The sequence below is a fragment of the Mycobacterium paraffinicum genome, assembly GCF_001907675.1.
GTDB lineage: Bacteria > Actinomycetota > Actinomycetes > Mycobacteriales > Mycobacteriaceae > Mycobacterium > Mycobacterium paraffinicum_A.
Genome location: NZ_MPNT01000054.1, coordinates 1 through 26,258 on the forward strand (window position 1 = coordinate 1; position 26,258 = coordinate 26,258).

27 protein-coding genes, 1 tRNA gene and 1 pseudogene are annotated in these 26,258 nt (G+C 69.1%); 15 read left to right on the top strand and 14 right to left on the bottom strand.

Annotated elements, in window-relative coordinates; all coding sequences use genetic code 11:
• Positions 1–136: pseudogene (locus BRW65_RS29615) on the bottom strand (alpha/beta hydrolase fold domain-containing protein); the annotation flags it as partial.
• 251 nt (positions 137–387) lie between these two features.
• Here BRW65_RS29615 and BRW65_RS29625 point away from each other — a divergent pair.
• Positions 388–789 (top strand): hypothetical protein, encoded by a 402-nt coding sequence (locus BRW65_RS29625; protein ID WP_073880897.1) that lies wholly within the window; start codon positions 388–390, stop codon positions 787–789.
• Between the two features lie 5 nt (positions 790–794).
• On the opposite strand, the gene BRW65_RS29630 is transcribed toward BRW65_RS29625, so the two are convergent.
• Positions 795–1,553: a DUF3060 domain-containing protein gene (locus BRW65_RS29630; RefSeq protein ID WP_073880853.1), complete on the bottom strand. Its 759-nt coding sequence runs from the start codon at positions 1,551–1,553 to the stop codon at positions 795–797.
• A gap of 57 nt (positions 1,554–1,610) precedes the next feature.
• Here BRW65_RS29630 and BRW65_RS29635 point away from each other — a divergent pair, with 57 nt between their 5' ends.
• Both BRW65_RS29635 and BRW65_RS29640 read left to right on the top strand, forming a co-directional pair.
• Entirely contained in the window at positions 1,611–2,630 is a 1,020-nt protein-coding gene (locus tag BRW65_RS29635; protein ID WP_073880855.1) for an NADP-dependent oxidoreductase, read from the top strand.
• 151 nt (positions 2,631–2,781) lie between these two features.
• Complete coding sequence (locus BRW65_RS29640) at positions 2,782–3,612, top strand: glycoside hydrolase family 16 protein (protein ID WP_073880857.1); 831 nt, start codon at positions 2,782–2,784, stop codon at positions 3,610–3,612.
• A gap of 1 nt (position 3,613) precedes the next feature.
• Here the strand turns inward: BRW65_RS29640 and BRW65_RS29645 are convergent, their stop codons facing one another.
• The gene (locus BRW65_RS29645; protein ID WP_073880859.1) at positions 3,614–5,131 is read right to left on the bottom strand and encodes a glycosyltransferase family 39 protein; all 1,518 of its coding nucleotides are present in this window, start codon (positions 5,129–5,131) and stop codon (positions 3,614–3,616) included.
• Between the two features lie 56 nt (positions 5,132–5,187).
• Positions 5,188–5,415 (bottom strand): hypothetical protein, encoded by a 228-nt coding sequence (locus tag BRW65_RS29650; RefSeq protein ID WP_073880861.1) that lies wholly within the window; start codon positions 5,413–5,415, stop codon positions 5,188–5,190.
• Positions 5,416–5,522: 107 nt separating this feature from the next.
• Here BRW65_RS29650 and BRW65_RS29655 point away from each other — a divergent pair, with 107 nt between their 5' ends.
• From BRW65_RS29655 to BRW65_RS29665, 3 genes are all read left to right on the top strand, one after another.
• The gene (locus BRW65_RS29655) at positions 5,523–5,831 is read left to right on the top strand and encodes a hypothetical protein (RefSeq protein WP_073880863.1); all 309 of its coding nucleotides are present in this window, start codon (positions 5,523–5,525) and stop codon (positions 5,829–5,831) included.
• Positions 5,832–5,911: 80 nt separating this feature from the next.
• Positions 5,912–6,562: a GAP family protein gene (locus tag BRW65_RS29660; RefSeq protein WP_139273316.1), complete on the top strand. Its 651-nt coding sequence runs from the start codon at positions 5,912–5,914 to the stop codon at positions 6,560–6,562.
• Between the two features lie 10 nt (positions 6,563–6,572).
• On the top strand, positions 6,573–7,244 hold the full coding sequence (locus tag BRW65_RS29665; protein ID WP_073880899.1) for a GAP family protein: 672 nt from the start codon (positions 6,573–6,575) through the stop codon (positions 7,242–7,244).
• On the opposite strand, the gene BRW65_RS29670 is transcribed toward BRW65_RS29665, so the two are convergent.
• On the bottom strand, positions 7,220–8,005 hold the full coding sequence (locus tag BRW65_RS29670; RefSeq protein WP_073880901.1) for a hypothetical protein: 786 nt from the start codon (positions 8,003–8,005) through the stop codon (positions 7,220–7,222). The genes BRW65_RS29665 and BRW65_RS29670 overlap by 25 nt on opposite strands.
• A gap of 28 nt (positions 8,006–8,033) precedes the next feature.
• Between BRW65_RS29670 and BRW65_RS29675 the strand changes: the two genes are divergently transcribed.
• Positions 8,034–9,524 (top strand): bifunctional phosphatase PAP2/diacylglycerol kinase family protein, encoded by a 1,491-nt coding sequence (locus tag BRW65_RS29675; RefSeq protein ID WP_073880867.1) that lies wholly within the window; start codon positions 8,034–8,036, stop codon positions 9,522–9,524.
• Here BRW65_RS29675 and BRW65_RS29680 read toward each other — a convergent pair.
• The 4 genes from BRW65_RS29680 to BRW65_RS29695 form a co-directional block, all read right to left on the bottom strand.
• Positions 9,521–10,912, bottom strand: a complete 1,392-nt coding sequence (locus BRW65_RS29680; RefSeq protein WP_073880869.1) for an FGGY-family carbohydrate kinase — start codon at positions 10,910–10,912, stop codon at positions 9,521–9,523. The genes BRW65_RS29675 and BRW65_RS29680 overlap by 4 nt on opposite strands.
• Positions 10,909–12,309 (bottom strand): mannitol dehydrogenase family protein, encoded by a 1,401-nt coding sequence (locus BRW65_RS29685; protein ID WP_073880871.1) that lies wholly within the window; start codon positions 12,307–12,309, stop codon positions 10,909–10,911. The genes BRW65_RS29680 and BRW65_RS29685 overlap by 4 nt, the downstream gene beginning before the upstream one ends.
• Positions 12,310–12,329: 20 nt before the next feature.
• Positions 12,330–12,674 carry a DUF732 domain-containing protein gene (locus tag BRW65_RS29690; RefSeq protein ID WP_073880903.1) on the bottom strand — a complete coding sequence of 115 codons (345 nt, stop codon included), beginning with the start codon at positions 12,672–12,674 and terminating at the stop codon, positions 12,330–12,332.
• Positions 12,675–12,803: 129 nt separating this feature from the next.
• On the bottom strand, positions 12,804–13,148 hold the full coding sequence (locus BRW65_RS29695; RefSeq protein WP_073880873.1) for a DUF732 domain-containing protein: 345 nt from the start codon (positions 13,146–13,148) through the stop codon (positions 12,804–12,806).
• 323 nt (positions 13,149–13,471) lie between these two features.
• Between BRW65_RS29695 and BRW65_RS29700 the strand changes: the two genes are divergently transcribed.
• The gene (locus tag BRW65_RS29700; protein ID WP_073880875.1) at positions 13,472–14,005 is read left to right on the top strand and encodes a hypothetical protein; all 534 of its coding nucleotides are present in this window, start codon (positions 13,472–13,474) and stop codon (positions 14,003–14,005) included.
• A gap of 179 nt (positions 14,006–14,184) precedes the next feature.
• Here BRW65_RS29700 and BRW65_RS29705 read toward each other — a convergent pair whose 3' ends face one another.
• Complete coding sequence (locus BRW65_RS29705) at positions 14,185–15,006, bottom strand: L,D-transpeptidase (protein WP_073880877.1); 822 nt, start codon at positions 15,004–15,006, stop codon at positions 14,185–14,187.
• 176 nt (positions 15,007–15,182) lie between these two features.
• Between BRW65_RS29705 and BRW65_RS29710 the strand changes: the two genes are divergently transcribed.
• Positions 15,183–15,413 carry a DUF4926 domain-containing protein gene (locus BRW65_RS29710; protein ID WP_244168271.1) on the top strand — a complete coding sequence of 77 codons (231 nt, stop codon included), beginning with the start codon at positions 15,183–15,185 and terminating at the stop codon, positions 15,411–15,413.
• On the opposite strand, the gene BRW65_RS29715 is transcribed toward BRW65_RS29710, so the two are convergent.
• Complete coding sequence (locus tag BRW65_RS29715) at positions 15,402–15,647, bottom strand: hypothetical protein (protein ID WP_073880881.1); 246 nt, start codon at positions 15,645–15,647, stop codon at positions 15,402–15,404. The two genes, BRW65_RS29710 and BRW65_RS29715, sit on opposite strands and share 12 nt — an antisense overlap.
• 131 nt (positions 15,648–15,778) lie before the next feature.
• Here BRW65_RS29715 and BRW65_RS29720 point away from each other — a divergent pair, with 131 nt between their 5' ends.
• Both BRW65_RS29720 and BRW65_RS29725 read left to right on the top strand, forming a co-directional pair.
• A complete protein-coding gene (locus BRW65_RS29720; protein ID WP_073880883.1) occupies positions 15,779–16,765 on the top strand; it encodes an alpha/beta hydrolase in 987 nt (328 codons plus the stop codon).
• 351 nt (positions 16,766–17,116) lie between these two features.
• A complete protein-coding gene (locus BRW65_RS29725; RefSeq protein ID WP_073880885.1) occupies positions 17,117–17,722 on the top strand; it encodes a cutinase family protein in 606 nt (201 codons plus the stop codon).
• Between the two features lie 352 nt (positions 17,723–18,074).
• Here BRW65_RS29725 and BRW65_RS29735 read toward each other — a convergent pair whose 3' ends face one another.
• From BRW65_RS29735 to BRW65_RS29740, 3 genes are all read right to left on the bottom strand, one after another.
• Positions 18,075–19,493: a sugar porter family MFS transporter gene (locus BRW65_RS29735; protein WP_347876649.1), complete on the bottom strand. Its 1,419-nt coding sequence runs from the start codon at positions 19,491–19,493 to the stop codon at positions 18,075–18,077.
• A gap of 471 nt (positions 19,494–19,964) precedes the next feature.
• Positions 19,965–20,867, bottom strand: a complete 903-nt coding sequence (locus BRW65_RS31575) for a hypothetical protein (protein WP_139273315.1) — start codon at positions 20,865–20,867, stop codon at positions 19,965–19,967.
• 476 nt (positions 20,868–21,343) lie between these two features.
• Positions 21,344–21,417: transfer RNA gene (locus BRW65_RS29740), tRNA-Gly, on the bottom strand.
• A gap of 185 nt (positions 21,418–21,602) precedes the next feature.
• Here BRW65_RS29740 and BRW65_RS29745 point away from each other — a divergent pair.
• The 4 genes from BRW65_RS29745 to BRW65_RS29760 form a co-directional block, all read left to right on the top strand.
• Entirely contained in the window at positions 21,603–22,259 is a 657-nt protein-coding gene (locus BRW65_RS29745) for a hypothetical protein (RefSeq protein WP_208611954.1), read from the top strand.
• A 34-nt stretch (positions 22,260–22,293) separates the two neighbouring features.
• The gene (gene dcd, locus BRW65_RS29750) at positions 22,294–22,866 is read left to right on the top strand and encodes a dCTP deaminase (RefSeq protein ID WP_067749071.1); all 573 of its coding nucleotides are present in this window, start codon (positions 22,294–22,296) and stop codon (positions 22,864–22,866) included.
• A gap of 130 nt (positions 22,867–22,996) precedes the next feature.
• Entirely contained in the window at positions 22,997–25,135 is a 2,139-nt protein-coding gene (locus BRW65_RS29755) for a DUF7159 family protein (RefSeq protein ID WP_244168273.1), read from the top strand.
• A 178-nt stretch (positions 25,136–25,313) separates the two neighbouring features.
• The coding region (locus BRW65_RS29760; RefSeq protein WP_073880893.1) for a DUF7159 family protein at positions 25,314–26,258 on the top strand (945 nt) is incomplete at its 3' end.

The following is a 26,258-nucleotide window of genomic DNA, read 5'->3' on the forward strand; positions in this document are numbered from 1 at the left end:
CGGCGTGGTCGGCGGCCCAAAGCGTTGCGGCCCAACCGTCTTCGATCGCGGCGGGGTAGGGGTGTTCGGGCGCCAACCGGTAGTCGACGGAGACCACGATGGCGTCGGCGCCGACCGCGTGCTGGCGTACACGCCCCCGCCCGTCCAACGACCGGCTCCCGCACCGCCGCCGGCGGCCCCGCCCCCTCCACCGCCCGCGGCGCCCCCACCCGCGCCGGCCGCGCCCGCGCAGCCCCCGGTGACGATGTACCTGCACTTCCCGTTCGTCACGGTGCCGATCCCGATCACCCCGCCGCCTCCGCCGGCGCCCCCGCCGTAAGGACGTGGCGCGGGAGAGCGACTGCGCGCACACTGGGCGGTGACGACATGAGCGGCGAGGAGGTCGCGATGGGCGAATACGGTGCCTTCGGGTTCGATCCCGACGAGTTCGATCGAATGATCCGCGAGGGCAGCGAGGGGTTGCGCGACGTGTTCGAGCGGGTCAGCAGGTTTGTCGCGGCTCCCAGCGCCCGCCCCGGCTGGTCGTCGATCTTCGAGGACTTCTCCCGGCGGCCCCGCCCGGAGCCCGAGACCGCCGGCGAGGCGGGGGACGGCGTCTGGGCCATCTACACGGTGGACGCCGACGGTGGCGCGCACGTCGAACAGGTGTACGCGACCGAGCTCGACGCGCTGCGGGCCAACAAGGACAACGTCGACCCCAAGCGCAGGGTGCGCTTCCTGCCTTATGGCATCGCGGTCAGCGTCCTCGACGGCGATGCGCACGACGACGAATCCGGCGAGGCGCCGTAACGCCGTCAGCCCTGCTGGACGACGTTCCCACTACCCGAGTTGCCGACCTTCGGCGCGCCCGAGTGGTAGGTGACCTTGTTGTTGAAGCCGGAGGCTTCGATGCTGTCCACGGCGTCGACGGTGATGTCGTTCTGGACGCCCGACACCGTGAGGCTCGCGCAGTGACCGCTGATCACTACGGTGTTGGACACGCCGCTGACGTTGACGACGTTGGCGTTGCACGCGATCGTCCGGTTCTCGCCGATCCCGGAGACCGTCACCTGGCTGCCCGGCGGCGGCGTGGGTGAGGTGGACGTGGTGGTCGACGTCGGCGTCTTGGTCCGGGTGGTGGTGGACGGGCCGGTGCCGCCCGGGGTGGTGGTCTGGGGACCGAACGTGTTGGTGAAGGTCGGCGGGGAGGTGATGATCGATCGGACGCCGTAGAGCTGGTGCGCCGCGAAGGCGGCGATGCCGCCGGCGAGGGCCAGCACGCCGACGGCGATGAGGGTGCCCACGATCCACCACATCCGATTGCCCGAGGGTCCTTGCGGCGGCCCGCCGAGCGGGCCGCCATAGCTCCACGCCGGCGGTGGCGGGGGAGGACCTGCCGGGCCGGGCGGGAAGGCCGGGGCGGGCGGGTAGGCCGGCGGGGCCGGGTAGCCCGGGCTCGGCTCGAAGGCCTGGCCGGCGGACTGTGCGCTACTTGCCTCGGATGCCCGCGCCGCGTCGGCGAGCGGGCGTTCGAGTTCCCGGATCCGATCCTCCGGGTCGTCGTTTGCTGCCATGGGTTGAATATGCCATTCGCCCGGCCGGTTTCGGCGGGTTCGGTAGTTTCTTGCATCGTGCCCGAACTGCCGAACCGTCAGGTCCTCCTTCGTCGCCGCCCTACCGGGCTCGTTTCGCCCGGTGACACCGAGCTGGTCACCACGCCGGCGCCCGAGCCCGCCGACGGTGAGGCGCTGCTGCGCACCACCTACGTCGGGATCGACGCCGCCGCACGCACCTGGCTCGACGACCAGCCCAGCTACCTTCCGCCGGTGCAGCTCGGCGAGGTGATCCGGGCGGCCGGGATCGGCGAGGTGGTCGCCTCGCGCTGCGACGCCTACGCCGTCGGCGACGTCGTCACCACGCTGACCGGCTTCTCCGAGTACGCGATCATCCGCGACGATTTGTTCAGCACGCCCATCCCCGGCGAGGACGACCAGCTGGCGATCATGTCGGTGTACGGGCCCACCGGCGCCACCGCGTATTTCGGCATGACCGATATCGGCCGGCCCAAGGCGGGGGAGACGGTCGTGGTCTCGGCGGCCGCCGGGGCCACCGGGTCGGTGGCCGGGCAGATCGCCAAGATCGCCGGCGCCCGGGTGGTGGGGATCGCGGGCGGGCCGGAGAAGTGCCGCGCGGTGGTCGAGGACTTCGGGTTCGACGCCTGCATCGACTACAAGAACGACGACCTCGCGGCGGCGCTCAAGCAGCACTGCCCGAAGCGCGTCGACGTCTACTTCGACAACGTCGGCGGTCCCATCCTCAACGCGGTGCTGGGCCGGTTGGCCCCGCACGCCCGGGTCGTCCTGTGCGGCGTCATCTCCAGTTACCTCACCGGCGAGCATCCCGGTCCGGCCAACTACGTGAACCTGCTGTCCAGGACCGCGTTGATGCAGGGGTTCAACGCCCTCGACCAGTGGGGGCGGTTCGACGAGGCGTTCGCCGCGCTGCGGCAATGGGAGGCCGAGGGCCGGCTCAAGCACCGGGAGACCATCTTCGACGGCATCGAGTCGTGCGTCGACGCCCTCAACGGGCTGTTCACCGGGGTCAACATCGGCAAGACGCTGGTCAAGCTCAGCGAACCGGCCTCCCGCTGATCGCCGTCATTACCACGCGAAAAGTGGCCGCCACGGCCCGGGTGTGACATGCGGGGCGCCCCTGCGCGTGGTTTCATAACACCGTTTGCAAAAGTTGCTTAGGGGTATCGCGCTAGGTCGGAACGCGGCTTTCACGATTGGTGGGTTCTAGATGGATCGTCGCAGCATGATGTTGATCTCGGGGCTCGGCATGCTGGGGGCTGCGATGCGGTTGCCGGGCGCATGGGCCACCCCCTCGGCGCCGGAGGCGCCCCCGTCGGCCGGTCCCGGCGGTCCCTACATCTTCGCCGACGAGTTCGACGGACCCGCGGGCTCGCCGCCCGACCCGGGCAAGTGGACCATCCAGACCTGGCAGGACGACGTGTTCCCGCCCGTGGAGGGCATCTATCGCGACGACCGCCAGAACGTGTTCCAGGACGGCAGTTCCAACCTCGTCCTGCGCGCCACCCACGATCTGCTGAACAACACCTATTACAGCGGCAAGCTGCGGGGCAATTTCCGCAGCATGATCAACCAGACCTGGGAGGCGCGGATCAAGCTGGACTGCCTGTACCCCGGCCTGTGGCCCTCGTTCTGGGGCGTCAACGAGGACCCGCTGCCCGACGGTGAGGTGGACGTCTTCGAGTGGTACGGCAACGGCAACTGGGCGCCGGGCACCACCGTCCACGCGGCGTCCAACGGCAAGACGTGGGAAGGCAAGTCGATCCCCGGTCTGGTCGACAGCAACTGGCACACCTGGCGAATGCATTGGGGCGAAGAGGGATTCGAATTCGCGCGGGACGGCGCCGAGTACTTCAAGGTGCCCAACAAGCCCATCCACGTCGCCGGTGGCGCCCCGGACGACTTCCGGTGGCCGTTCAACATTCCCGGCTACTGGATGACGCCGATGTTCACGCTCGCCGTGGGCGGTGTCGGCGCCGGTGATCCGGCCGCGGGCACCTTTCCGGCCTCGATGCTGGTCGACTACATCCGCATCTGGTGACTTATCGCTGCGCTTTGAACACCTGAACCAGGTTGAACTGCCAGCGCTCGACGAGCCGGAAGCCCAAGTCGTGCGGGACCGCGAAGGCGGGGGTCGCCCCGTAGACCGGCCCGGGCGGGATCGCCGGGCCGCGCTCGTGCGCCGGCTGTGAGGGGTCGGCCTGGGTGATGATCCACACGACGGCGCACTGGCTCAACGGTTTCGCGACAACCTCGGGAATGAGGTTGGTGTCGAAGACGTCGTTGCGGTCGGTCGCCCGCTGCCACAGCGTCAGGTCGACCAGCTTGCGGTAGGCGTCCGGGCGCGCCGCCAGCAACGGGCGCATCGGGGCCGGCATGAACGTCACCGTGTCGTTCACCAGCAGGCAATCGCCCGGTGCCGCCTGGGCGCTGATCAGATCGGCCACCTGGCTGTAGTCCATCCCGTACTTGGCGTACGGAGTTCTTTGCGCCCGAACATAATTGGGGGTCGCTGCGATGGCGAACAGCGCGACGAGGGCCGCGGTCAGCCACGGCCGGGCGGTCACCGCGGCGGCGCAGACGCCCAGGATCAGTGCCATGCCCGGCGCCGTGAACGACAGATAGCGCGGGGTGTAGATCGGGTGCACCAGCCCCGAGTAGGCCACAATGGCCGCGGTCGGCAGCGCCAGCCACGCCACCGCGAGGGCCAGCAGCTGCCCGTCGGACCGCGCCAAGAGCGCGGACTTGCTGAGCCACAACACGATAGCCGCCGCAATCACCAGCGCCGACAGCACGGCGAACGGGGGGCTGCGCTCGAAACACTGTTGCATCACCACGTCTTCGAGCGTCCGGCGGCCGATCGGCGCGATCCAGCTGATTTGATGCGCCTGCCCCGCGACCTTCACCAAGAAGGGCGCCATGGCGCCTACCCCGACTCCCGCGGCGACGGCGAACCGCAGTAAAGCCCTTCGTGCGCAACGGGATGCGACCAACAGGACGACGTGCGCGGCGACCATCAGCGCGAGGTACACCTCGAGCGCGATCGATGCGGCCAGGGCGGCGCCGTAGGCCGCCCACAGCCACCCGGTGTCGCGGCGCGCGGCAAGCACCAGCAATACCGTCAGCCACACGGCGGCCATCATCGACAGCGCGTAGGGGCGGGCCTCGATGCCCGCCCACGTCGTCCGGGGCAGGACGGCGCAGCAGACACCCGAAGCGACCGCGACGGTGCGCGACGAGAACTGCCTGCCCAGCACCACAATTCCGGCGGCCGCACCCCCGACGGCCAGGCCGCTCGGGGCGCGCGAGAAGAACTCGGTGGGCGGGAAGACCTGAAACCAGGCGTGCATCAGCAGGTAGTACAGGCCGTGCACGGCGTCGACGTTGCCCAGCATCCGCCACAGCTGGGCAAGCGACCGGCTGTAGGCGGCCGAGATCGTGGCGGCCTCGTCGTACCAGAACGACGGGCGGCCCGCGCCGCCCAGACTCACCGCGACGGCGAGCAGCCCGACGAGCAGCGGGTCCAGCGCGGCCGTCGGTCGGCGAAGCGGGTTCCGCACGCCGCTATGGTGCCAGAGCCCGATCCGGTTCCCGCCGCTGGTCGCCTACGGCCCGGTCAGTTGAGCAGCCAGACGTGCCAGAAGCCGTCGGAGCCCTCGCGGCAGTCCCAATGGGTGTAGAGGTGGTCGTTGTGTGTGATCTCGACGTTCGGGGCGTCCGCCTCGCAGCCGGCCAGGCTCGAATAGTTGCCCTCGACCTCGACTTGGTCGGCACCGGCCACGCCCACGCCGGTGGTGAGCAGCCCCGCCAACGCCAATAGGCCAGCGGCACAAGCCATCTTCATGTGGGACCTCCCCTTGTTAGGTGAGCCGACTATATCCACCCGCCCGGCCGCGGGCTCGGAAATGGCGAACTCGACGATCCGGCCGTATTCGAACGTATGATCGATCGATGGGGCAGTTCGCGTCCATCGGGTACAACGGCCAGCCGGTCCGCAGCCCGTTCCGGGTGGTGCGGCCACCGCTCACGGTCCTGGTGGACCTGACGGTGTTGTTCCCGCGCGAGCCGCACCGCTCCGGCCGATATCAGCCCAACGGGTTGCAACTACACAAGGTGGTCGAGGGGTTGCTCAGCTGCTGGGGCCTCTGCGAGCAGGGCGACTGGTGGGGCCTGGTCACCTACCCGGTCGCCTACGGCTCGGAGCGCAAGACTGTCACGCACTGGGTGCCCGCCTGGACGCTGCGCCGAAAGCCGTTCTGACGGCGGCGCTTACGCCGGACCCATGCGGGTGCGGCACGCCGATGCGATGATTGCTGCCCGTGGACGCAAGTTGGGGTTCGGTGCTCACCAAGCTCGTCGCGCTGGCGGCGGTCATCGCGCTCTCGCCGATCACGGTCGTTCCGGCGGTGCTGGTCCTGCACGCGCCGCGGCCGCGCCCGACCAGCCTCGCGTTCCTCACCGGATGGGTGCTGGGGCTGGCGGCCCTCACCGCCGTGTTCGTCAGCGGCTCGGGCCTGCTCGGCGGCCTGCACAAGGCGCCACCGACCTGGGCGTCGTGGGCCCGCGTCGTGCTGGGGTCGGCGCTGATCGCGTTGGGCGGGTATCAATGGCTGACCCGGCACCGGCACGGCAGCATGCCGCGCTGGATGCGCTCGTTTTCCACCCTGTCCCCCACCCGCGCCGGGGTGACCGCGGCGGTGCTGGTGGTGCTGCGGCCCGAGGTGCTGATCCTGTGCGCGGCGGCGGGCCTGGCCGTCGGCGGCAGCAGCCTGAACGCGGCCGGGCAGTTGCTGGCCGCCGCGGTGTTCGTCGTCATCGCCGCGTCAACCGTGGCCATCCCGATATTGGCGTATGCCGGCGCCGGCGAGCGCCTCGACGATCCCCTGGAACGCCTCAAGGTCTGGATGGAGCAAAACCATGCGACGCTGCTCGCCGTCATTGTGGTGCTGATCGGTTTGATGGTGCTCTACAACGGGATTCACGCCCTGTAGATTGCTGCCCATGGCAGGCAGCTGGGGCACCGTGCTCACCGGTCTGGTTCCGCTCGGACTGGTCGTCTCGCTCTCGCCGCTGACGGTGATCCCGGCCGTGCTGGTGCTGCAGGCGCCGCGCCCGCGGCCTACCGGCCTGGCGTTCCTAGCCGGCTGGGCGCTGAGCATTGCCGCGCTGACGGCGCTCGCCGTCGCCGCCTCCCACCTGCTCGGCGGCCTGGACAAGTCGCCGCCGCGCTGGTCGTCGTGGTTGCGCGTGGTGCTGGGGTCGGGACTGATCGTGTACGGCATCTACAAATGGCTGAACCGGCACGGCCACGCCGAGTCACCGAAATGGATGCGCTCGTTCGCCACCATCACCCCGGCCCGGGCCGGGATCATGGGGGCGGTCCTGGCGGTGGTGCGGCCGGACGTGGTGCTCATCTGCATCCCGGCCGGGCTGGGCATCGGCACCGCGGGGCTCGGCCTCGCCGGCGACTGGGTGGCCGCGGCGTTCTTCGTCGCGATCGCGGCGTCGAGCGTCGCCATCCCGATATTGGCCTACGCGGCGGCCGGCAGCCGGCTCGACGACACGCTGGCGAGCCTCAAGGACTGGATGGACCGCAACAACGCCGCCCTACTCGCGGCGGTCCTGGTCCTGATCGGCGCGATGGTGCTCTACCACGGGATCGACGCTCTGTAGCCACCGTCGGCCAATCCCGCGTCCTCCTCGAGCCTGTTGATCGCGCCGAGGGCGTATTCGCGGAGCAACTCCCGGCCGTAGTCGCGCAGCATGCCCACGTAGCCCCTCGCCGCCCATTGCCGGCAGTGCCGCTCCTCGTGGTGCAGCACGCGATCCAGGTCGAGGCGGCTCTGGACGGGTGTCCCGTCGGCGAGGACGTACCAGGCGTGCCCGGACTCGACGATCCGGCGAAGCCATCCCGCGGGGTCGGCGACCGCGCCGAGGTTGACCATGAAGATGTCGCCCCAGGTGGTGCCGCCGCGCCGACAGAACTGGCGTTGGATCCAGTTGCCGCCCAAGCCCATCAGGATGCCGTTGGGCGTCGCGACGAGCCGGCCGCCGTTGCGGTCCACGAACCTGACGTCGCGCGTGTAGCTCCAGCGATTCGCCTTCTGCCGCAGCGTGATACGTGTGATTTCCGCCGCGCCGTATGGCGTCGGAGGAAAATCGGTGCGCCACGTCCGGTCGCTGCCGTAGCCGGTGCCCGCGTTCAGGACGTAGGCGCTCAGGGCCGCCGCGCGGGCGTCGTCGCCGCCGATGCCGCGGGGCAGCAGGAAGAAGGACTTGCCGTCCGGGTCCCGGATCTCCACGGTTTTCCCGAGCACCCGAAAGCTGTCCTGGCTGATGCTGTGCCGCCGCGCGATCTCCGCGACGACGTCCGGGGCCACGCCCCGCCGCGCAGCGTTGTCCCGCCATGTCTGGAAGTAGCCCGATGCGTCCATGTCCGCCAACCAATTTAGGGTGTAGCGAATGAACAGGCGGCCCTGGCGACGCGCGCGCGGCATCAATCAGATCACCAGGGGACTGGGCACCCTGGACCGGGAGATCTTCGAAGCGATCGCCGAGACCGACACCCCGCTGCTGGACGCGGTCATGCCGCCGCTGACCCGCGCCGCCGACAACTCCAAGCTGTGGTTCGCCATCGCCGCGGCCCTGACGGCGACCGGCAGCAAGAGCGCGCAGCGGGGCGCGACCCGCGGCGTCGCGACGCTCGCGGTCACCAGCCTGGTCACCAACCAGGTCGCCAAACGCATCCGCCGCCGCCCGCGTCCCGGGTATGAGCTGGTGCCGCTGGTCCGGCAGGTCCGTCGCCGGCCGACGTCCAACTCCTTCCCGTCGGGGCATTCCGCCAGCGCCGCCGCGTTCGCCGTGGGGGTCGGCTTGGAGAACCCGATGCTCGGTTTCGGGCTGGCGCTGCTCGCCGGGCTGGTCGGGCTCTCGCGGGTGGTGACCGGCGCGCACTACCCGGGCGACGTCGTCGCCGGGTTCGGCATCGGTGCTGGCGTGGCGGTATTGGGCGGTCGCCTGGTTCCGCCGATCGTCGAAACCGCGCTGCCCGAGACCGAACCGCTTCGCGTCCCGGCACCCGAGCGACCCGACGGCGCCGGGGTGGTGCTGGTCATCAACCCCGAATCGGGCAGCGGCACCGGGTCCCGCGTCGTCGACGAGGTGCGCGAGGCGCTGCCCAGGGCGGACATCCGCGAACTCGGCCCCGACGACGACCCGCAGCAGGTCCTGCGCGACGCCGCCGCGCGCGCCGAGGTCCTCGCCGTGGGCGGCGGCGACGGAACGGTGGCGGCCGCGGCGGGGGTGGCCATCGAGGCAGGGGTTCCGCTGGCCGTGTTCCCCGCCGGCACGTTCAACCACTTCGCGAAGGACATCGGCTGCGACACCGTGGCCAAGACCGTCGAGGCGATCCGCCGCGGCAGCGTGGCATGCGTGGACCTGGTGTGCCTCAACGAAAGTCAGATGGTCCTCAACACGGCGAGCATCGGCGCCTACCCGGCCTTCGTGCAGCAGCGCGAAAAGCTGGAGAAACGCATCGGCAAGCCGCTGGCCGGTCTCTACGCGATGCTGCACACCCTGCGCCGCGACCAGCCCGTCCGGATCTCCTACGACAACAAGACGCTGCTGACGTCGCTGTTCTTCCTCGGGAACTCGCTGTACCTGCCGACCGGCTTCGCCCCGTCGCGGCGGACCCGGATGGACGACGGGCTGATCGACGTCCGGATGCTCGAGGCGGGACGACGGTGGTCGCGGACCAGGATCCTGACCGCGCTCGCGCTGGGGCGGCTGGAGCGCAGCCCGCTGTATCACGAGCTGCAGGTGCCGGAGTTCGCGTTCAGCGCCGTCGACGGCCCGACGGTCATCGCGTGCGACGGCGAGGTGGGCGACGAATACGAGAAGGCCAGCTTCTCCGCGAAGTACCGGGTGCTTCCGGTGTTCCGCCCGTGTGACTAGGCCCCCTCGGTCAGGTCCCGCACCCGCGCATAGCGCTGGTGCACCTGCGGCGTGGGGTCGGCGGTGTACTCGTCGGTCGGGGGTCGAGCCCACGCGGGCGGTCGCGCCGATCCGCTCAGCGCCCACGCCGCCTGCCGCGCCGCGCCCAGCGCGACGTATTGCCCCGGGGCGGGCACCGACACGGGCACGCCGAACACCGCGGGGGCGATCGCGCGCAGCGCCCGCGACGCCGCGCCGCCACCGATCAGCAGGATGCGGCGCGCGACCACGCCATGGGCGGCCAGGTGGTCGAGGCCGTCGGCGAGCGCGCACAGCAGCCCCTCCACCGCGGCCCTGGCCAGGTTGGCCGGTGTGGCGTTCGCGACCCGCAGGCCGTGCAGCGCCCCGGAAGCGTTGGGGCGGTTGGGCGTTCGCTCACCCTCCAGGTAGGGAACCAGGACCAGCCCGGCGCTGCCCGGCGGAGCGGACAGTGCGAGCCGCGACAGCTCGTCGTGGTCCACCCGCAGCATGGCGGCGGCCGCGTCCAGCACCCGGGCGGCGTTGAGCGTGCACACCAGTGGGAGGTAGCGGCCGGTCCCGTCGGCGAACCCGGCGACGAAGCCCGCGTCGTCGCGGACCGGGTCGGCGGTCACCGCGGCCACCACGCCCGATGTCCCGACCGACACGATGACGTCGCCCTCGTCGGCATCGAGGCCGAGCGCCGCGGCGGCGTTGTCACCGAGGCCCGCGCCGAATGTGGTTGTGCCGCTTCGGGTCGCGGCCGCGGGCCCCAGCACGGCGGGCAGCTGGGGGCGGCGGCCGCGCATGGCCAGCTCGAGGAGGTCGACGCGGTAGGCGCCGCTCGCGGCGTCGTAGTAGCCCGTGCCGCTGGCGTCGCTGCGGTCGGTGGTCAGCGCCGAGATGTCGGTGTCGCCGCGCAGCCGCCAGGTCAGCCAGTCGTGCGGCAGGCAGACGGCCGTCGTGCGGTCCGCGTGGGCCGGCTCGTGATCGGCGAGCCAACGCAGCTTGGCCACCGTGATCGCGGCCAGCGGCACCACGCCGACGGCGCCGGCCCACGCGGCCGGGCCGCCGAGCTCGTCGGTGAGCGCGCGCGCCGCGTCGGCCGAGCGCACGTCGTTCCACAGCAGCGCGGGCCGCACCGACTGCCCGGTCGCGTCGAGGCACACCATGCCGTGCTGCTGCGCGCCGACCGCGATCGACTCCACGCCGCCCAGGCCGCCCGCGGCCGCGATCGCCGCGCGGGCCGCCGATTCCCATGCCGCCGAGTCGATTTCGGTCCCGTCGGGGTGCTCGGCACGGCCTTCGCGGACCACCTCGCCCGTGGCGGCGTCGCAGATCAGCACCTTGCAGGACTGCGTCGACGAGTCGACGCCGGCGACCAGCGTCATCCGCAGGCCCCGACGAGTGCCCGCAGCGTGGCGCGTGCGCCGTGGCGGTGCAGTGAGTCCAACGCCCACAGGTAGGGCTCGAGGAAGCGGGGTTGGTCGACGAGATCGCCGAACACCGCGCGGTTGGCGAGGAACGCGGCCGGGTCGTCGCGTTGGGCGCGGGCGAGGGGGACGAGCGTGTCGGCGAGCCGGTCCACCACCTCGATCGGCCGGCCCTCTTCGTCGACGCCCTCCGCGTAGCGCGCCCAGCTGGCGACGATCGCCGCGGACAGCCGCACCTGGCCGCCGCGTCGCAGGTTGTCGGTCACCACGGGCAGCAGCCACTTCGTGATGCGTTCCGAGGAGTCGGCGCACAATCTGGCCACCGTGTCGCGCACGTAGGCGTTGCCGAAGCGGGGCAGGAGCCCGTCCTTGAATTCGGTCAACCCGGGGACGGGCTTAAGGGTGGGCATTGCCTCGGATTCCAGGTAGCGGCGCAGGAATTCGGCGATCAGCGGGTCGTGGGCGGCTTCATGCACCAATCGATATCCGGCCAGGTAACCGAAGTAGCACAGGCCCTGATGGCCGGCGTTGAGCAGCCGCAACTTCATCGCTTCATAGGGCGCCACGTCGTCGACGAGCTGGACTCCCGCCTTGTCCAGCGGGGGCCGGCCGTCGGCGAAGTCGTCCTGCAGCACCCACATGGCGAACGGCTCGGCGACCACCGGCCAGGCATCGCGCACGCCGAATTCGGTGTGTAGCCGCTCGATCGCGTCCGGGGTGGTGGCCGGGGTGATCCGATCGACCATCGAGTTGGGGAACTTCGCGTGCTCGCGCATCCACTGGGCGAGTTCGGGATTGAGTTGTTCGGCGTACGACGTGAACGTGTGCCGCGCCACGCTCCCGTTTTCGACGATGTTGTCGCAGGACACGATCGTGGGGGAGGGCAGGTCGCGTTCGCGCCGGCGGTTCAGCGCCTCGGTCACCAGCGGGTAGACGTCGCTCAGCGGCGGGTGGTAGCCGCCTTCGGTGATGGTGAGCGAGACGATCCGGGTGGTCGGGGCGGCGAGTAACTCGATGACCGCCTCGGGATCGTCTGGGGCGTAATGAAAGTCGACGATGGAGCCGATGACGCGTGGCTCCCGGGTGCCGTCGGGATGTTCGAGGACCAACGTGTACAGGTCGTCCTGGGCGCGCAGCACGTCGCGCATCCGCCGGTCACCCGGCAGCACGCCGACCCCGCAGATCCCCCAGTCCCGGGCGAGGCCGTCGCGAAGCAGCCTGTCGATGTACATGGCCTGATGGGCGCGGTGAAAGCCGCCGACGCCGAAATGCACGATGCCGACCGAGATTTGACTGCGGTCGTAGGCCGGGACGGGGATGCCGAGTGCGCCCAGGTTGCGCGCGCTCAGCTCCATTCCCGGAACTTAGCTCACCGCTAAGCGTTGGGGCACAGATCGCGCAAGGCGAAGATCACGACGTCCGCGGCCTGCCGGCCGTTGATCCCGCCGCTGCCCTGGTCGGCGTCCGAACGCTGGACCGCCAGGCCCTCGAGCTGCTGTGGGGAGGCGCCCCAGGAAAGCTGTTGGCACAGGTCCGCGCCCATCTGCAGCAGCGCGTCGTCGCCGCCGTTGACGGCGTGGATGCCGGCGTTGTGCAAGTCGTTGAGGAAGGCAGTCGCGTCCGCCCGGGCCGGGCTCGCCCAGACGATCCCCGCGGCCAGAAGTGGGCCCACTGCAAGGGCTGCGCCCATGAACCGGCCATAGGGCCGCTGTGCTGCCATCGAAACCTTCTCCTTCGTCCCGTGCCCGAATCGCGGATGATGCACTTTTACACGAAAGCGCCGCGAAACACGCTGGGGAAGTAAATCTCGATGGTGAATTGTGGGCGAAGACCGGTGGCCGGGTGACCGTCAGGCGTCCGGGCAGAGATCGCGTTCGGCGTCGATGACCACGTCGTCGGCCTGTTGGGGGGTGATCCCGCCGGCGCCCTGCCGGCTGTCGGAGCGTTGCAGCGCCAGGCCCTCGAGCTGCGTGGGAGGGGCGCCCCACGACAGTTGCTGGCAAACGTTCAGCCCCATCTGCACCAGCGCCTCGTCGCCGCCGCTAACCGCGTGGATCCCGTCTTTGTGCAGGTCATTGACGAACGTGGTCGCGTCCGCCTGCGCTGGACCGGCCAACGCGACCCCGGCCACCAGCATGGGGCCGCTCAGCAGCGCTGTCTTGATGAATCGGCCACAGGCCCGCCGTCCCGCCATGGCGATCCTCCCTCTGCTCGTTCACCGTCCGTTCACCTCTATAGAACCTTCAAGACATGTTGAATGGCCAAAAATTCCCTGGGAATGAGCTGCGGAAAATTCCGATCAGCGAGACCGAAACGTTGCCGCGACTAGGTCTTTCCCTACGCGGACGCGCCCCCGGCTCGTGACGCCCTTGTGACGTCACCATTTGGATACGGCGCGGTGCGGCGCGTCCGGTGTTTCCCGTCGGCTGCCGACAATTGCCTCGGTCTGGAAAAAGATGGCTATGCGGTTCTGCTGCACCCGATATGTGAGCGCGAATTAAAGGAGAGTCGACGCTGATGGCGATCGTCGATCGGTTCAACATGAAAGTAGTTGCCAGCCTTGGGTTGTGCGGAGCCGCACTTGCGTTGAGCCCGGATGCGGCGGCCGCTCCCCTGAAGACGGGCGGCTACGCCTGCATCGAGGGGCAGGCCGGCGCGGCCGGTGCGCCCCTGGCCGGTGGGCCGGGCGCCGCGGGCGGAGCGGCGGCCGCCGGCGCGCCGACGGCGCAGGTCTGCGCGGCGAGCGCGCCGCTCACCGACATGGCAGGTGTCCCGCTGGCCGTGCCCGGGCCGTTGCCGGTGGGCGCTCCCGTGCCGTTGCCCCTGGGTGCTCCGCTGCCTCTGCCGTTGGGCGCGCCGTTGCCCATCGCGCCGGTGGTGCCCGCCGGTGCGCCGTTGGTTGCCCTCGGCGGGCCCCTGGCGGCCGGCGCACCCCTCGAAGGTGCCCCGCTCATCGACATGTCGGGCGTCAAGGACGCGCCGACCGGTCCCGCGCCGACCGGCGGGCCCCAGCCGGGTCAGCCGGTTGCGCCCGGCCCGGGCGCGCACTGAGCCCCAACCCCTCTCGACGGGAACGGACCCGCTGGTTACGACCAGCGGGTCCGTTCCTTATGGGTGCTGCGAGCCGTCGAGCATGCCCCACCGGCCGAGCGTGAAACCAACTTCAAACTCGGCGGAGGTGACCGGCGGCGAAAAACTCTCGCGCTCAGAGCGATCGAGCGCGGGGCCGCTCAGGACGGCGGCCGCTCCCAGAGGTCTTGCTTGACGATCACCGGGTCGCCGACGTTGACCGTGTTGTAGTACCACTCGGCGTCTTCGGGGCTGAGGCTGATGCAACCGTGGCTGACGTTCTCCAGCCCCAGCGACGGGACGGCCCACGGGGCGGAGTGCACGAAGAGGCCTCGGTTGGTGATCCGGACGGCGTAATCGACGTTGAGCATGTAGCCGTTGGGGTCGTCGACGGGGATGCCGACGCTGCTCGAATCCATCAGCACCGAACGCTCTTTCGACAAGACGGTGTAGTTGCCGACCGGGGTGGGAAACTCGGGCCTGCCCATCGACGCGGGCAACATGCCCTCTTCGCCGAAGTGGGGTCGGTGGTGCGGAGTGGGCGGTGGGGCCGCGTCGACGTCGTCGACGCTCACCTTGAAGGTGTGGTCGGTGATGTTGGCGACGCCGATGACCTTGGGGCCGGTCTTGAATTCGGTGGAGCGGCCGTCGACCGCAAGCGCCACCGTGCTGTGCGCCGGCCAGTAGTGGTCCGGAACCCACTGCACGACCTTGTTGTCCAGCCACTCGAACCGGCCGCTCATCGCCGGTGTCGACGTGATTCCGATGGCGCGTTCGGCGGCGTGCCGGTTCGCGACGGGCGCGTCGAACGTCACGACGACGGGGTGGGCCACGCCCACCGTCGTGTCCCGCGCCGGCAGGACGGAGGCGATGGCGAATTCATGCGGCTGATAGGCCGCCGCCATGCTGGTGCCAGCCGGACCCGTCACCACACCTGCAGCGATCCCGACCACCCCAAGAACACCCCGAACGACCGCTCGCATGGCTCCGATTCCTCTTAACTGACATAGTTGTAATAGGAGGATCGTAAATCGTGGATGACCAGCGGAAGCGCAAGGGCGCGTTAGCATTTGGCCACGCCTCGGTCACGGTTCGGCCACGGGGGTTTAGGTCGAGAATGCGGCCTTGCGCTGGGGTTTCGAATCGACGGGGGAGGACGTTGAGACCTCAAGAGTTCGACCTGATCCGGCTGCTGCGCCCGCTGCCCGAGCACGGCCTTCCGGCCGGTTCCCGAGGGACCGTCGTCATGGACTACGCCAAGGACGCCAATGCGGACCTGCCGCCCGCCTACGAAGTGGAATTCGCCGACGTCGATGGCGCCACCCGAGCCTTGGTCACGCTCGGTGAAGGCGACCTGGAGGTCGTGTGGCGCCCGGGTTCAGGTGCGTAGACCCTGGCCGTTTTCCTCGCCCTCGTCGTCCCAGTAGGCCCATTCGGGCAGTGGCGTATTGGGCTTGGCCCCGTGAGCCGACGCCTCGTAGCCGGGCTGGGTGCGCGGCCCCTTCCACCGGGGATCCAACCTGTTCGCCCGCGAGCGCCGCACCGCGCGGACGATCAGCACGGCGGTCCCGCCGACGATGAAGGCGACCAGCGCGACCTTGAGGACGAGCAATAGCACTGCCATGTTGCTAGGTCCTACCAGGTTCGCCTCGGGCGAAGTAGTCACCCGAGTTTTGGGCGGTCCGGTTCTGCAGTTCGAATCGACTGCTCAAACGTCGGTTGTCATCCACCCCCCAACGACTACATTCACCGACCATGAAGAAGATCGCGGCCCTCGCTGCTGTCGGGGTCGCCGCGCTGGCCGCCCGGCGGTATCTCGCGATGCGCGACGCCCTCGCCCGAGTGGAGCCCGAGCTGCGCAGCCCGCTGCTGCCGTTTGTGACGGTCACACACTCGGCCAAGTCCCTGCCGGCCCTCCGCCTCACATACCGAGTCAAGATGGGGCCCGGGCCCGGTGTCGATGTCGTCACGCGGACCGTCGACCAACCGTCAATTCGCGTACTGGTCATCACTCCTGAAGGACGCCGGACCAATCGGCCGGCGGTGCTGGCACTGCACGGGGGCGGGATGATCGTCGGGTCTCCGCAACTCGAGCTCGTGACGCATGGACGGCTCGCGAGGGAGTTGGGTGCCGTCGTCGTGTCCCCGGACTACCGCCTGGCGCCTGAAAACCCTTTCCCCGCAGCCCTTGACGATTGCATGGCGACCTTGCAGTGGATGCGCGGCAACGCCGACGACTTGGGCATCGAGGCCGATCGCATCGCTGTCGTGGGGCGGAGCGCGGGCGGCGGATTGGCGGCCGCTGTCGCGCAGCGCAGCCACGATGAGCGATTCACGCTGCGCGCTCAGGGGCTTATGTATCCGATGCTCGATGACCGCACCGTGCTGAACGACGATGACGAGGGCCGCGGCCGGCTCGTCTGGACACCCGAATCGAACCGGTTTGCGTGGACCGCCTACCTCGGCCGCGAGCCGCGGGGCTCCGATGCGCCGGCCTACGCGGTACCCGCGCGGCGCGACGACCTGTCCGGCCTCCCGCCCGCCTGGATCGGCGTCGGCGAGTTGGACCTCTACTACGACGAGGACGTGGCGTACGCGGAGAAGCTACGTGCGTGCGGCGTGCCGTGTGAGTTGGTCACCGTCCCGCGGATGTATCACGCCGCAGACGGCTACGCCCCGAAGGCGCATTCGATGGAGACGTTCATTGCGAGTTTGGTGAACCATTTGAAGGCACACCTGTAACCCTCGATCGTTAGCCGATGACGTGAATCGTACGACACCCCTTCGGCTTCCTGATCGGTTGTGGACTCGGTTAGTTGCCGACGTTTGGGTGTCGCCGGGTGGGTGTAGAAACCGAAGCTCGTAGAAATCGAAGCACGCAGAACGGTGCCATCGAGATCGCCGCGATGATCCAGCGCGGGTGCCACCCGTGCGCGCGGAGATTCACGGGCTTGACGATACGGCCGGTGGCCTCTTCTATCCCGTGATTCGGCGCTGCCGGTCACCGGGTCGCCGCGAGGCCATTTCGCTCGGGGCGGTCACAGCGCACACAAAGCATCGGCGACGCCTCGAGTAACTCCGTAATATCGCGTTATGAGGCTCGTCGCGAGCGTGCCGTCCGTTGCCATCGTCGCCGGCGCGATGGCGCTTGGGCCGGCGGCTGCGCCCCTCCCCATCTCGTCGGTGCCCATGGCGTCGGCGGCGTGCCCCGACGCGGAGGTGGTCTTCGCGCGCGGCCGGGAGGAACCACCCGGCGTCGGCGCGGTCGGCGACGCGCTCGTCAATTCGCTGCGCGCCAAGACGAATAAGTCGATCGGGGTGTACGGGGTGAACTATCCCGCCAACATCACCACCGGCAGCGGCGCCAACGACATCAGCGCCCACGTGCAATCCATGGCCAAGGATTGCCCCAACACCCGGATCGTGCTTGGCGGCTATTCCCTGGGCGCCGAGGTGGTGGACCGCGCGCTGTGGGGCGGGCTGCCACCGGGGACCGACCAGCACGTCGCGGCGGTCGCGTTGTTCGGCAACGGCACCCACGGTGTCGGACCGGCGTTCGCGGGCAAGACAATCGACCAGTGCGCGGCCGGTGACCCCATCTGTGGAAGGGGAACGAGCTGGCCGGCGCACCTGCAGCCCTCCTACATCGGCTCCGGTCTGGTGGATCAGGCCGCGGGCTTCGTGGCGGGCAGGCTGTAAGGCCCCGGCTGGGTCACCTGTGTGCGCAGGACCATCGACTGGCACGGCGACGCGGTCACGATCATCGACCAGACGGCGCTGCCGGCCGAGTATCGCGTCCTGATGCTGCGCACCGTCGACGAGCTGATCGACGCGATCCGGCTCAGTGGAACTTCTCGGCGCCGACGGCGTCTCCCGAGCCTCGGCCACGCTCGGTGCACACAGCCTGAAGCCGTGTCGCGGCCGGTTTCAGCCACGTGGGCCGCGTCCGGGCGGCTACGCAGTCCGGCACCGTGCCCGGCCAATCGCTGAGAGCGAACCGCGTCGAGAATTCGGACGGCGGCCCAAACGACCTACCGCTCAACCGAATTCGTCACCGGGTGAAGTCTGATGGGCGGAACTTGCCCTCGAACAGCTTGTTTTCAATCTCTTCCAGGCTTTTACCGGTGAGGTCGGGCATGCGGAAGAAGACGAAGATCCACGCCGCCACGTTGAACAGCGCGTAGAGCCAGATCGAGGGCCCGATCCCGATCGCCTTGACCAGCGACAGCATTGTCAGGGTGATCAGCAGGTTGGTCCCCCACAGCGTCGCCGACTGGACGGCGGTGGCCGCCGGTCGCACCGCCAGCGGATAGGTCTCCGAGCCGGTCAGCCATCCCATAAGTTGCAGGCCGCCGCCATTGAAGAGCATGAAGGCGACTAGGCAGACCATGATGTAGGGAAGCACCTCGTGACCGCTCCCGCTGGTGACAAAGAGCAGGCCCAGGGCGAACAGGCTGATCGCCGCTCCCGGCACCATGATGAGGGTGAGCCGGCGCCGACCGACCCGGTCGATGATGGCCAACCCGACCAATTGGGAGACCAGGTACGCCGCACCCAACCCCACCGACACCCGTAGCGCCACGGACGTGTACACGCCGTCGTTGGTCAACAGGGTCGGGGAGTAATAAATGATCATCTCGATGCCGCTGAGCTGGGTGAAGACGGCGATGCCGCAGCCCAGGACCAAGGCGGGGCGCACCCAGGCGTCGCGCAACCCGGCCCACCCGCGGGTGCTGGAAGTGCGTTCGACGCGCGCGAGTTCGGCCGCCTCGTCCAGCTCGGCGGCGACGTCGTAGCCGTCGGGACGGACATTTTCCAGCACCGCTTGTGCAGCGTTTCGATCGTCTTGCTTGATCAGCCAGCGCGGACTTTCCGGCAGGCGCAGCAACAACCACAGCATGATCGCGGCGGGTACGCAGGCGAACCCGATCGGCCCTCGCCAGGGGACCGATCCCGAGACGCCGACCATGGTCGCGAGGAGGATGCCTGCCCCAATGGCGATCTGGAAGCACAGCACCAACCGTCCCCGGTAGGCCGGCGGCGAGAGCTCGGCGACGTACATCGGCGCCGTCTGTGTGGCTCCGCCGACCGCGAAGCCCAGGACCATCCGTCCCAGCGACAGCAGCAGGGCATCGGGTGCGTCGGCGCACCACAGCGCGCCGACGATGAATAGCACCGCCAGCATCACCAGTGTGCCGCGGCGACCGCGCCACTCGGACAACCAACTGCAGGTCAAGGCCCCGACGACGGCGCCGAGCAGGATGCTGGCGGCGATCACCTGCTTCCAACCCTCGGTGATGTTGAAGTCCTCGGTGAACTGCAACAGAGCCCACGAGATGACGCCCGTGTCATAGCCATAGAGCACGCCCGAGATCGCCGCAACGAGCGCAATGATGACCACGGCGCGGGTCAATTGTCTTCCCGCCCCCGCTTGTGCGGCTGCGCTCGGCGACCGGCCGGGCATCGTCATGGCCTCCTACGATGTGCTCGGTTTCGTCGACGCTCGCCGCGGTTTTTCAGAGCCCGGCGTGATTACCGGCGTGCTGCTGTGGCCGCGGGTGTGTATCGACCGCTGTCGCGATCAAGGCCCTCGCGCATCACGCGATTCCGCTGGCTTGCCTGCTGGTTTGCACAGCCCCCGCGTTCGTTGCGAGCTTGCCGCTTGACTTCCGTACCAATGCGGAAACGGGCCCGTCACAGACCCTGCGCAGATTGCGGGGTGACTTAGCTCTGGATTTGACTGTACTACAACGCTATTCGCTGGGAAAACAGTCAGGTGAGTGTGTCGAGCGCCACAATTGGGCGGTGGTAGGTTCACGGTGCTCGACGCGAATTGCGCCGACGCGTCGGGGCTGGCCGATGGTTATGCGCACGATGCCCCGGGCCCGATTGCTATGACCCGCCCAACTAATGGTCGCCGGTGTTGGCCCACGACATATGCCTAGGCGCTGGGTGGGGCTGCCTGAGCAGTGACAATAAGGTCGAGCGCGCTTAGGACTCCGGGGCTGGCCGTGCAGACGGCCGGGATCGCGTTTACCACACGGGCGGCAGTCGCGGCTGACCCCGGTAGGTCGCCGCCATTGAGGGCAAAGTCAACCTGAACGGGGGGATTGCCGTCAACCGTGATCCGGGTAAGCCGTCGAGTAATGCTGCCAGGAGCTAGCGCTGGTGGCCAGTCTTCGACCGCATCGTCTGGCATCGACCAGATCGACGAATAGTGCAGCCGTGGTTGGCCTTTGGCGATACCGTCGAATCGCATTCGCACACTGGCGATTGTGCCAGCAGGAATCTCGCCGGTGTCAAAGGTGTAATCGCGATCGGCAATCGCGACGTCTCGGTGCTCGCGGACTTCGTCGAGAGTTAAGCCGAGCCCTTGGGCTAGAAGTCGAAGGGGCGGAGTGAAAGTGGCAATCATTGCTCCTGGCGGGTACACGTCGGCGTCTTCTTCGGGTGTACGACCGAACCCGAACATCGCGAAGAAGCCGAGCCCTCGAAAAGCCCCGCACGGGATACGTTCTTCGATAGAGACCTTTGCGGGCAGCTCACTCATGCTCGCTGCATGCACGGCAAGAATGTCAGTGGTAAATCCCGGCGCAATGCCTGTGGCGAATATCGAGCTGTTGCCCTGGCGGCATGCCGCGCGCAGTTTCCCCTGTGTGACGTCATCGAGCGATGCTGGATGAAATAACGGGTAATACGACGGTGTGACGATGTTCTTGCCGCTGGCAAGGATGGCGCATAACTGTCCAAGGACTTCGTTGCTATCACGTCCGGATACCGCGGCGAAGTACGTAACGCAGTCGATGTTGAGAGCGAGGAAGTCATCGAGGCTGTCCGTGGCCACCACTCCGACGGCAGGCTCGCCGACTAGCTCGCCAGAATCGCGGCCGACCTTGTCAGGGCTGTGCACCAGTTGCCCAACTAACTCCAAGCGGGGCGACCGGAGTATGTGCCGAAGCGCGATTGATCCGGTGTGGCCGGTTCCGACATGTGCTACTCGGTATTTCTGTCCCATCTCAAGACCGCTCCTGGGTGACGGTTGCTGTGGATCGGGTTACCGTACGTCGCGACTGTCACGCTTCACAGCAGATCAAGGTGTCGGTGGTGGTGTGAGCGTCGGTTGGCTGCGGCTTACTCCATCGATGCGAACGGTGTCGCACGTCGCTTCCGACGATTGAGGCGCAGTGTTCGGCGCGCCGTCGCGCTGCGTCAGTTCATCGACCAACTGGAGCCCGGCCAACCGCGACTTGCGTATCCGTCCGCGTAGGGCACCGAATGTTGAGAGGGTGCGGTTGCAGCCAGCATCTGAGCCGCCCATCGTGGAGCCGATGACGGGAATCGAACCCGCGTATTCAGCTTGGGAAGCTGATGTTCTGCCATTGAACTACATCGGCGCTCTCGCCAAGGAAGGCTAGCATCCGACGCGGGATCCGTCGGGTGCACAGGGCCCTCCGGTCGCGGCCCGGCCGACCCCGTGCGAGCCCGACGGTGAAATGCCGACGCCGCGAAATGCGCCGCTCATCCACAAATTCCAAAAGCGATGTTTATTCTTTCGTGATCATGTCGTAATGTGCCTGGGGTGGGTCGGCACAGCTTAGCCAAGAAGCGGCGTAAAACACCGCTGCTCCTGGCAGGGGCGCTGGCCCCGGCTGCGGTATTCTTCGCGGCAGCGGGCGACGACGCCCCTTTCGTCCCGCGTCACATTGCGCAACCCGTTATTGACGACACGTCAGCGTGCTGCTTAGAAATCGTCCAGGCAAAGCCAGTCGGGATTGTGCTGGCGTCGGATGTGTCCCGCGGCGACGGCATGGATGCGCCCGTCGCAGCGTCCAGGTACCACACCCGATCGCGCTTCCTGCCCGCCGGGCTCACGCCCGAACAGGGCCTGCAGGTCAGAACGATCCTCGTGTCGCGCAGCATCACCGCCAAGTTCCCCCAGATCCATGAAATGGGCGGGGTGCGACCGGATCCGTTGCCCTGGCATCCTCTCGGTTTGGCGATCGACGTGATGATCCCCGACCCGCAGAGCGCCGACGGCATCGCGCTGGGCGACGAGATCGTCGCGTACGTCATGAGTAACGCGAGACGCTTCGGAATCCAGGACGCGATCTGGCGCGGCGTCTACTACACGCCGGGCGGCGCGCAACCCAGCCGGCTCGGGCACTACGACCACGTCCACGTCACCACCACTGGCGGGGGCTATCCCAAGGGTGGGGAGATGTATCTCGCCGACTGACCGCGCGACGGCGAGCAGCGGATAGGCTCGTCGCGTGCTGCTCTCCGATCGTGACCTCAGGGCCGAAATCACCGCCGGCCGGTTGGGCATCGACCCGTACGACGACGCACTGGTGCAGCCGTCCAGCATCGACGTCCGCCTGGACTGCATGTTCCGCGTCTTCAACAACACCCGGTACACCCACATCGACCCCGCCAAGCAGCAGGACGAGCTGACGACGCTGGTCGAACCCGTCGACGGTGAGCCGTTCGTCCTGCATCCGGGGGAGTTCGTGCTGGGCTCCACCCTGGAACTGTTCACCCTGCCCGAGGACCTCGCGGGCCGGCTGGAAGGCAAGTCGTCGCTGGGCCGGCTGGGGCTGCTGACGCACTCGACCGCCGGCTTCATCGATCCGGGCTTCAGCGGCCACATCACGCTGGAGCTGTCCAACGTCGCGAACCTGCCGATCACGCTGTGGCCGGGCATGAAGATCGGCCAGCTGTGCATCCTGCGGTTGACCAGCCCGGCCGAACACCCTTACGGCAGTTCGCAAGTTGGGTCGAAGTACCAGGGCCAGCGCGGACCCACGCCGTCGCGGTCCTATCAGAACTTCATAAGGTCTACATAGGTTCTCAGAGCCTCCCGCGCCCCCTTTCTGCGCGATACTTAGTTAGCCATGGTTCTTTCCTCCGCCTAGCCATGGTTCGTCTCGCAATACCTTTGGAGGGGTTGTCTTGGATATCGTGCTCGGGGTGTCGATGGCACCGGCATCGATCCAAATGGTGGTCCTAGAGGGCGAATACGCCGACGGTGCCACCGTGGAAGAGGACGTGTTCGACGTCGCCGCTGCCGACGAAGCGGCCACCGCGAGCGCGTCCGACCAGGTGCTTGCCGCGATCCTGGGCACCCGGGAGGGCGCGGCCGACGCCGGCCTCGAGGTGTCGTCCATCGGTGTCACATGGACCGACCAGCTCGAGGCGGCGGCGTTGCGCGACGCGTTGGCCGCCTACCGCATCGAGAACGTCATGTTGGTGTCGGCCTTTCTGGCGGCGACGGCGCTGGCCCAAAACGTCGGCGGCGCAATGGGTTACGAGCGGACCGCAGTGATGTTCGTCGAGCCCGACACCGCGACGCTCGCGGTCGTCGAGACCTCCGACGGTTCCATCCCCGACGTCTACAAGCAACCGATCTACGCCGATTCCTACGACCAGGCCGCCGCGCAGCTCGGCGGCATGATCGCCGGACTGGAGAAGCTGGAGGCCGCGCCGGACGGCGTGCTGGTGGTCGGCTCGGGCGTCGACATCGCCCCGCTGAAGCCGACGCTGCAGACGGCGACCTCCCTCGAGGTGAGCGTGCCGGAGGAGCCGGAGACGGCGCTGGCCCGCGGCGCCGCCCTGGCCTCGGCCAACGCGCCGCTGTTCGCCTCGTCGACCGCCGCGCTGGCCTACGCGCAAGACCCCGGCACGGGTGCCGTCGACCAGTATTCGCTGCCCGAGTACCTCTATGTACCGTTCGGCCCGGAGGCGGTCGACGACGAGCTGGCTTACAGCGCGGTGCCGGACGAGGACGCCGACTCGCCGACCGTCCTCATCGAGAAGCTGTTCATGCCGGAAGAAGTCGAACCGCGGCGCAGGCCGGCCCTGCTGATTGGGAGCGGGTTGGCGGTCGCCGGCATCAGCGCGGTGTTGGCGCTCGAGATCGCGCTGGCGATCGGGATCCGCACGACCGGAACCGTCGCTTTGCAACCCACCCCGGGACAACACCTCATCGTGCCGACGCAGGAGTCGCCGGCGCCCGTCGAGGCGTCGGCCCCGGCGGCGAAGCTCAACCTGCCCGAGCCGGTGGCGGCGCCCAAGCCGATGACTCCGCAGTTCGCCGCGCCGCTGCCGGCGGCCCCTCCGCCGCCCGCGGCCCCCCCGCCGCCCGCGGCACCTCCCATCCCCGCGGCACCGGCTCCGGTCGTGCCGGTACCGGTCGTGGTCCCGCCGATCGCGCCGGTGATCTTGCCCCCGGTCCGCGTGCCCATCCCCAACCCGGTGCTGACCCCGCCGGTGATTCAGGGTCCGCCGCACGTTTCGCCCCCGCCCGTGCTGCCCCAACCACCGGTGCACGTCCCGGAACCGCCGCAGACCGGCGGCACCGGGCCGCAGTGGCCTCCGCACCAAACTCCGCCCGGGCAGGGCTCGTCCCCGCCGCCCAGTAGTGGCACGGGGGGCTCCAGCGGTGGGCATGTGACACCTCCGGATAGCGGTGGGTCGGGCGGTGGGCATGTGACGCCTCCGGATAGCGGTGGGTCGGGCGGTGGGCATGTGACGCCTCCGGATAGCGGTGGGTCGAGCGGCGGGCATGTGACGCCTCCCGGTAGTGGCACGGGCGGCTCTGGTGGTGGGCATGTGACGCCTCCCGGTAGTGGCACGGGCGGCTCTGGTGGTGGGCATGTGACGCCTCCCGGTAGCGGCACGGGCGGCTCTGGTGGTGGGCATGTGACGCCTCCCGGTAGCGGCCCCGGCGGTTTGGGCGGCGGACACGCCTCGCCCCCGGGCGGCGGCGGCCTGGGCGGCGGGCACCTACCCGCCCCCGGTTCCGGCGGCGGAGCGCCCAGCGGTCCCGGTGGCCTGTTCGGCGGCGGACCCCTTGGTGGCGGTCACGGCGGTGGTGGGCCGATCGGCGGCGGACCGCTCGGTGGCGGTCACGGCGGTGGTGGGCCGATCGGCGGCGGGGCTCCCGGTGGTGGCTTCGGCATCCCGGGCGGCGGTCATAGCGGCGGCGGCCTGGGAGGCGGTGGCCTCGGCGGGGGCGGCGGCTTCGGCGGTGGCCACAGCGGTGGCGGTGGTGGCGGCTTCGGCGGCGGTGGCGGTGGCGGTGGCCACAGCGGCGGTGGCGGCGGGCACAAATAGCCCCTCGCGGCTGCCGGGCGCGTCCAACTTCGCGCGCTAGTGTGGCGAGGGGGCGTGGGCCGGGAACGCTGAGGAAAATCCGTCCGGCCAATTCTGGGGTGTGAGTGAAGCCCCCCGCGGCGGGAACGCAGGTGTCCTCGCACGGCGCGGCAATCGATTTGGACGACTTGGAGGAGCGGTGGACGTCGTACTTGGCGTGTCTATGGCGCCCGAGACGGTCCGCATGGTGCTCGTTGAAGGCGAAGCTGCCGGCGGAGTGACCGTCGACCAGGACGGATTTGAACTCGCCGATCAGACGACGGCGGCCGGCGCGGCGGACCGCGTGGTCGCCGCGATTCTCGGCACACGGGAAAGCGCGGCCGCGGGTGGCTATCGGGTGAAATCGAGTGGCGTGACGTGGACGGACCAGGCCGAGGCGGCCGCGTTACGAAATGCGTTGGCGGAGCACCAGATCGAGGACGTCATGCTGGTGTCCGGTGTCATGGCGGCCGCGGCACTGGCCCAGGCGACCGGCAGCGCCACCAACTGCGCACGCACCGCGCTGCTGTTCGTCGAGCCCAGCACCGCGACCATGGCCGTCGTCGACACCGCCGACGGTTCGGTCGCCGACGTGCGCCGGCATTCGCTGCCCAGCAGCGACGGGGCGGCGCTGGCACAGCTGGCCGAACTCGCCTCGGGCGCCGAATCGATGAGGGCACGCCCGGACGGGCTGTTCCTCGTGGGCTCCGAGGTCGACATTCCCTACATCAAGCCGGCGCTCGAGGCAGCGACCTCGCTGTCGGTGACCACCCCCGAGGAACCCGAGATGGCCCTGGCCCGCGGCGCCTCGTTGGCGGCGGCCAACGCCCACCTCGGGGCGCCGTCGACGACCGCCATGCCCTACGCAGGGCATCCCCCGGCCGGCGGGCGCGAGCTGGCCTACAGCGCCGAGGCGGGCGGTGCGGCCCGGGGAACCCAGACGGCCGCGCACTCGGGCGAGCGGCACAGCCGGAAGTCGGTGCTGGCCGTCGTCGCCGCGACCCTGGTATTCGTCGGCGGTGTCCTGGCGCTCGCGCTGGCGCTGGCCGTCGACATTCGGCCGCACGCGCATCAGCGCCCCGACATCACCCAAAACGTCGTCGCC

Coding starts and splice junctions, on each gene's coding strand:
- BRW65_RS29625 (WP_073880897.1), top strand. CDS start 388: ATGGGCGAATACGGTGCCTTCGGGTTCGATCCCGACGAGTTCGATCGA.
- BRW65_RS29665 (WP_073880899.1), top strand. CDS start 6,573: ATGGCAGGCAGCTGGGGCACCGTGCTCACCGGTCTGGTTCCGCTCGGA.
- BRW65_RS29690 (WP_073880903.1), bottom strand. CDS start 12,674: ATGGCAGCACAGCGGCCCTATGGCCGGTTCATGGGCGCAGCCCTTGCA.
- BRW65_RS29650 (WP_073880861.1), bottom strand. CDS start 5,415: ATGAAGATGGCTTGTGCCGCTGGCCTATTGGCGTTGGCGGGGCTGCTC.
- BRW65_RS29655 (WP_073880863.1), top strand. CDS start 5,523: ATGGGGCAGTTCGCGTCCATCGGGTACAACGGCCAGCCGGTCCGCAGC.
- BRW65_RS29630 (WP_073880853.1), bottom strand. CDS start 1,553: ATGGCAGCAAACGACGACCCGGAGGATCGGATCCGGGAACTCGAACGC.
- BRW65_RS29680 (WP_073880869.1), bottom strand. CDS start 10,912: ATGACGCTGGTCGCCGGCGTCGACTCGTCGACGCAGTCCTGCAAGGTG.
- BRW65_RS29685 (WP_073880871.1), bottom strand. CDS start 12,309: ATGGAGCTGAGCGCGCGCAACCTGGGCGCACTCGGCATCCCCGTCCCG.
- BRW65_RS29725 (WP_073880885.1), top strand. CDS start 17,117: ATGAGGCTCGTCGCGAGCGTGCCGTCCGTTGCCATCGTCGCCGGCGCG.
- BRW65_RS29640 (WP_073880857.1), top strand. CDS start 2,782: ATGGATCGTCGCAGCATGATGTTGATCTCGGGGCTCGGCATGCTGGGG.
- BRW65_RS29700 (WP_073880875.1), top strand. CDS start 13,472: ATGGCGATCGTCGATCGGTTCAACATGAAAGTAGTTGCCAGCCTTGGG.
- BRW65_RS29735 (WP_347876649.1), bottom strand. CDS start 19,493: ATGACGATGCCCGGCCGGTCGCCGAGCGCAGCCGCACAAGCGGGGGCG.
- BRW65_RS29755 (WP_244168273.1), top strand. CDS start 22,997: ATGGCACCGGCATCGATCCAAATGGTGGTCCTAGAGGGCGAATACGCC.
- BRW65_RS29695 (WP_073880873.1), bottom strand. CDS start 13,148: ATGGCGGGACGGCGGGCCTGTGGCCGATTCATCAAGACAGCGCTGCTG.
- BRW65_RS29720 (WP_073880883.1), top strand. CDS start 15,779: ATGAAGAAGATCGCGGCCCTCGCTGCTGTCGGGGTCGCCGCGCTGGCC.
- BRW65_RS29715 (WP_073880881.1), bottom strand. CDS start 15,647: ATGGCAGTGCTATTGCTCGTCCTCAAGGTCGCGCTGGTCGCCTTCATC.
- BRW65_RS29705 (WP_073880877.1), bottom strand. CDS start 15,006: ATGCGAGCGGTCGTTCGGGGTGTTCTTGGGGTGGTCGGGATCGCTGCA.
- BRW65_RS29670 (WP_073880901.1), bottom strand. CDS start 8,005: ATGGACGCATCGGGCTACTTCCAGACATGGCGGGACAACGCTGCGCGG.
- BRW65_RS29675 (WP_073880867.1), top strand. CDS start 8,034: ATGAACAGGCGGCCCTGGCGACGCGCGCGCGGCATCAATCAGATCACC.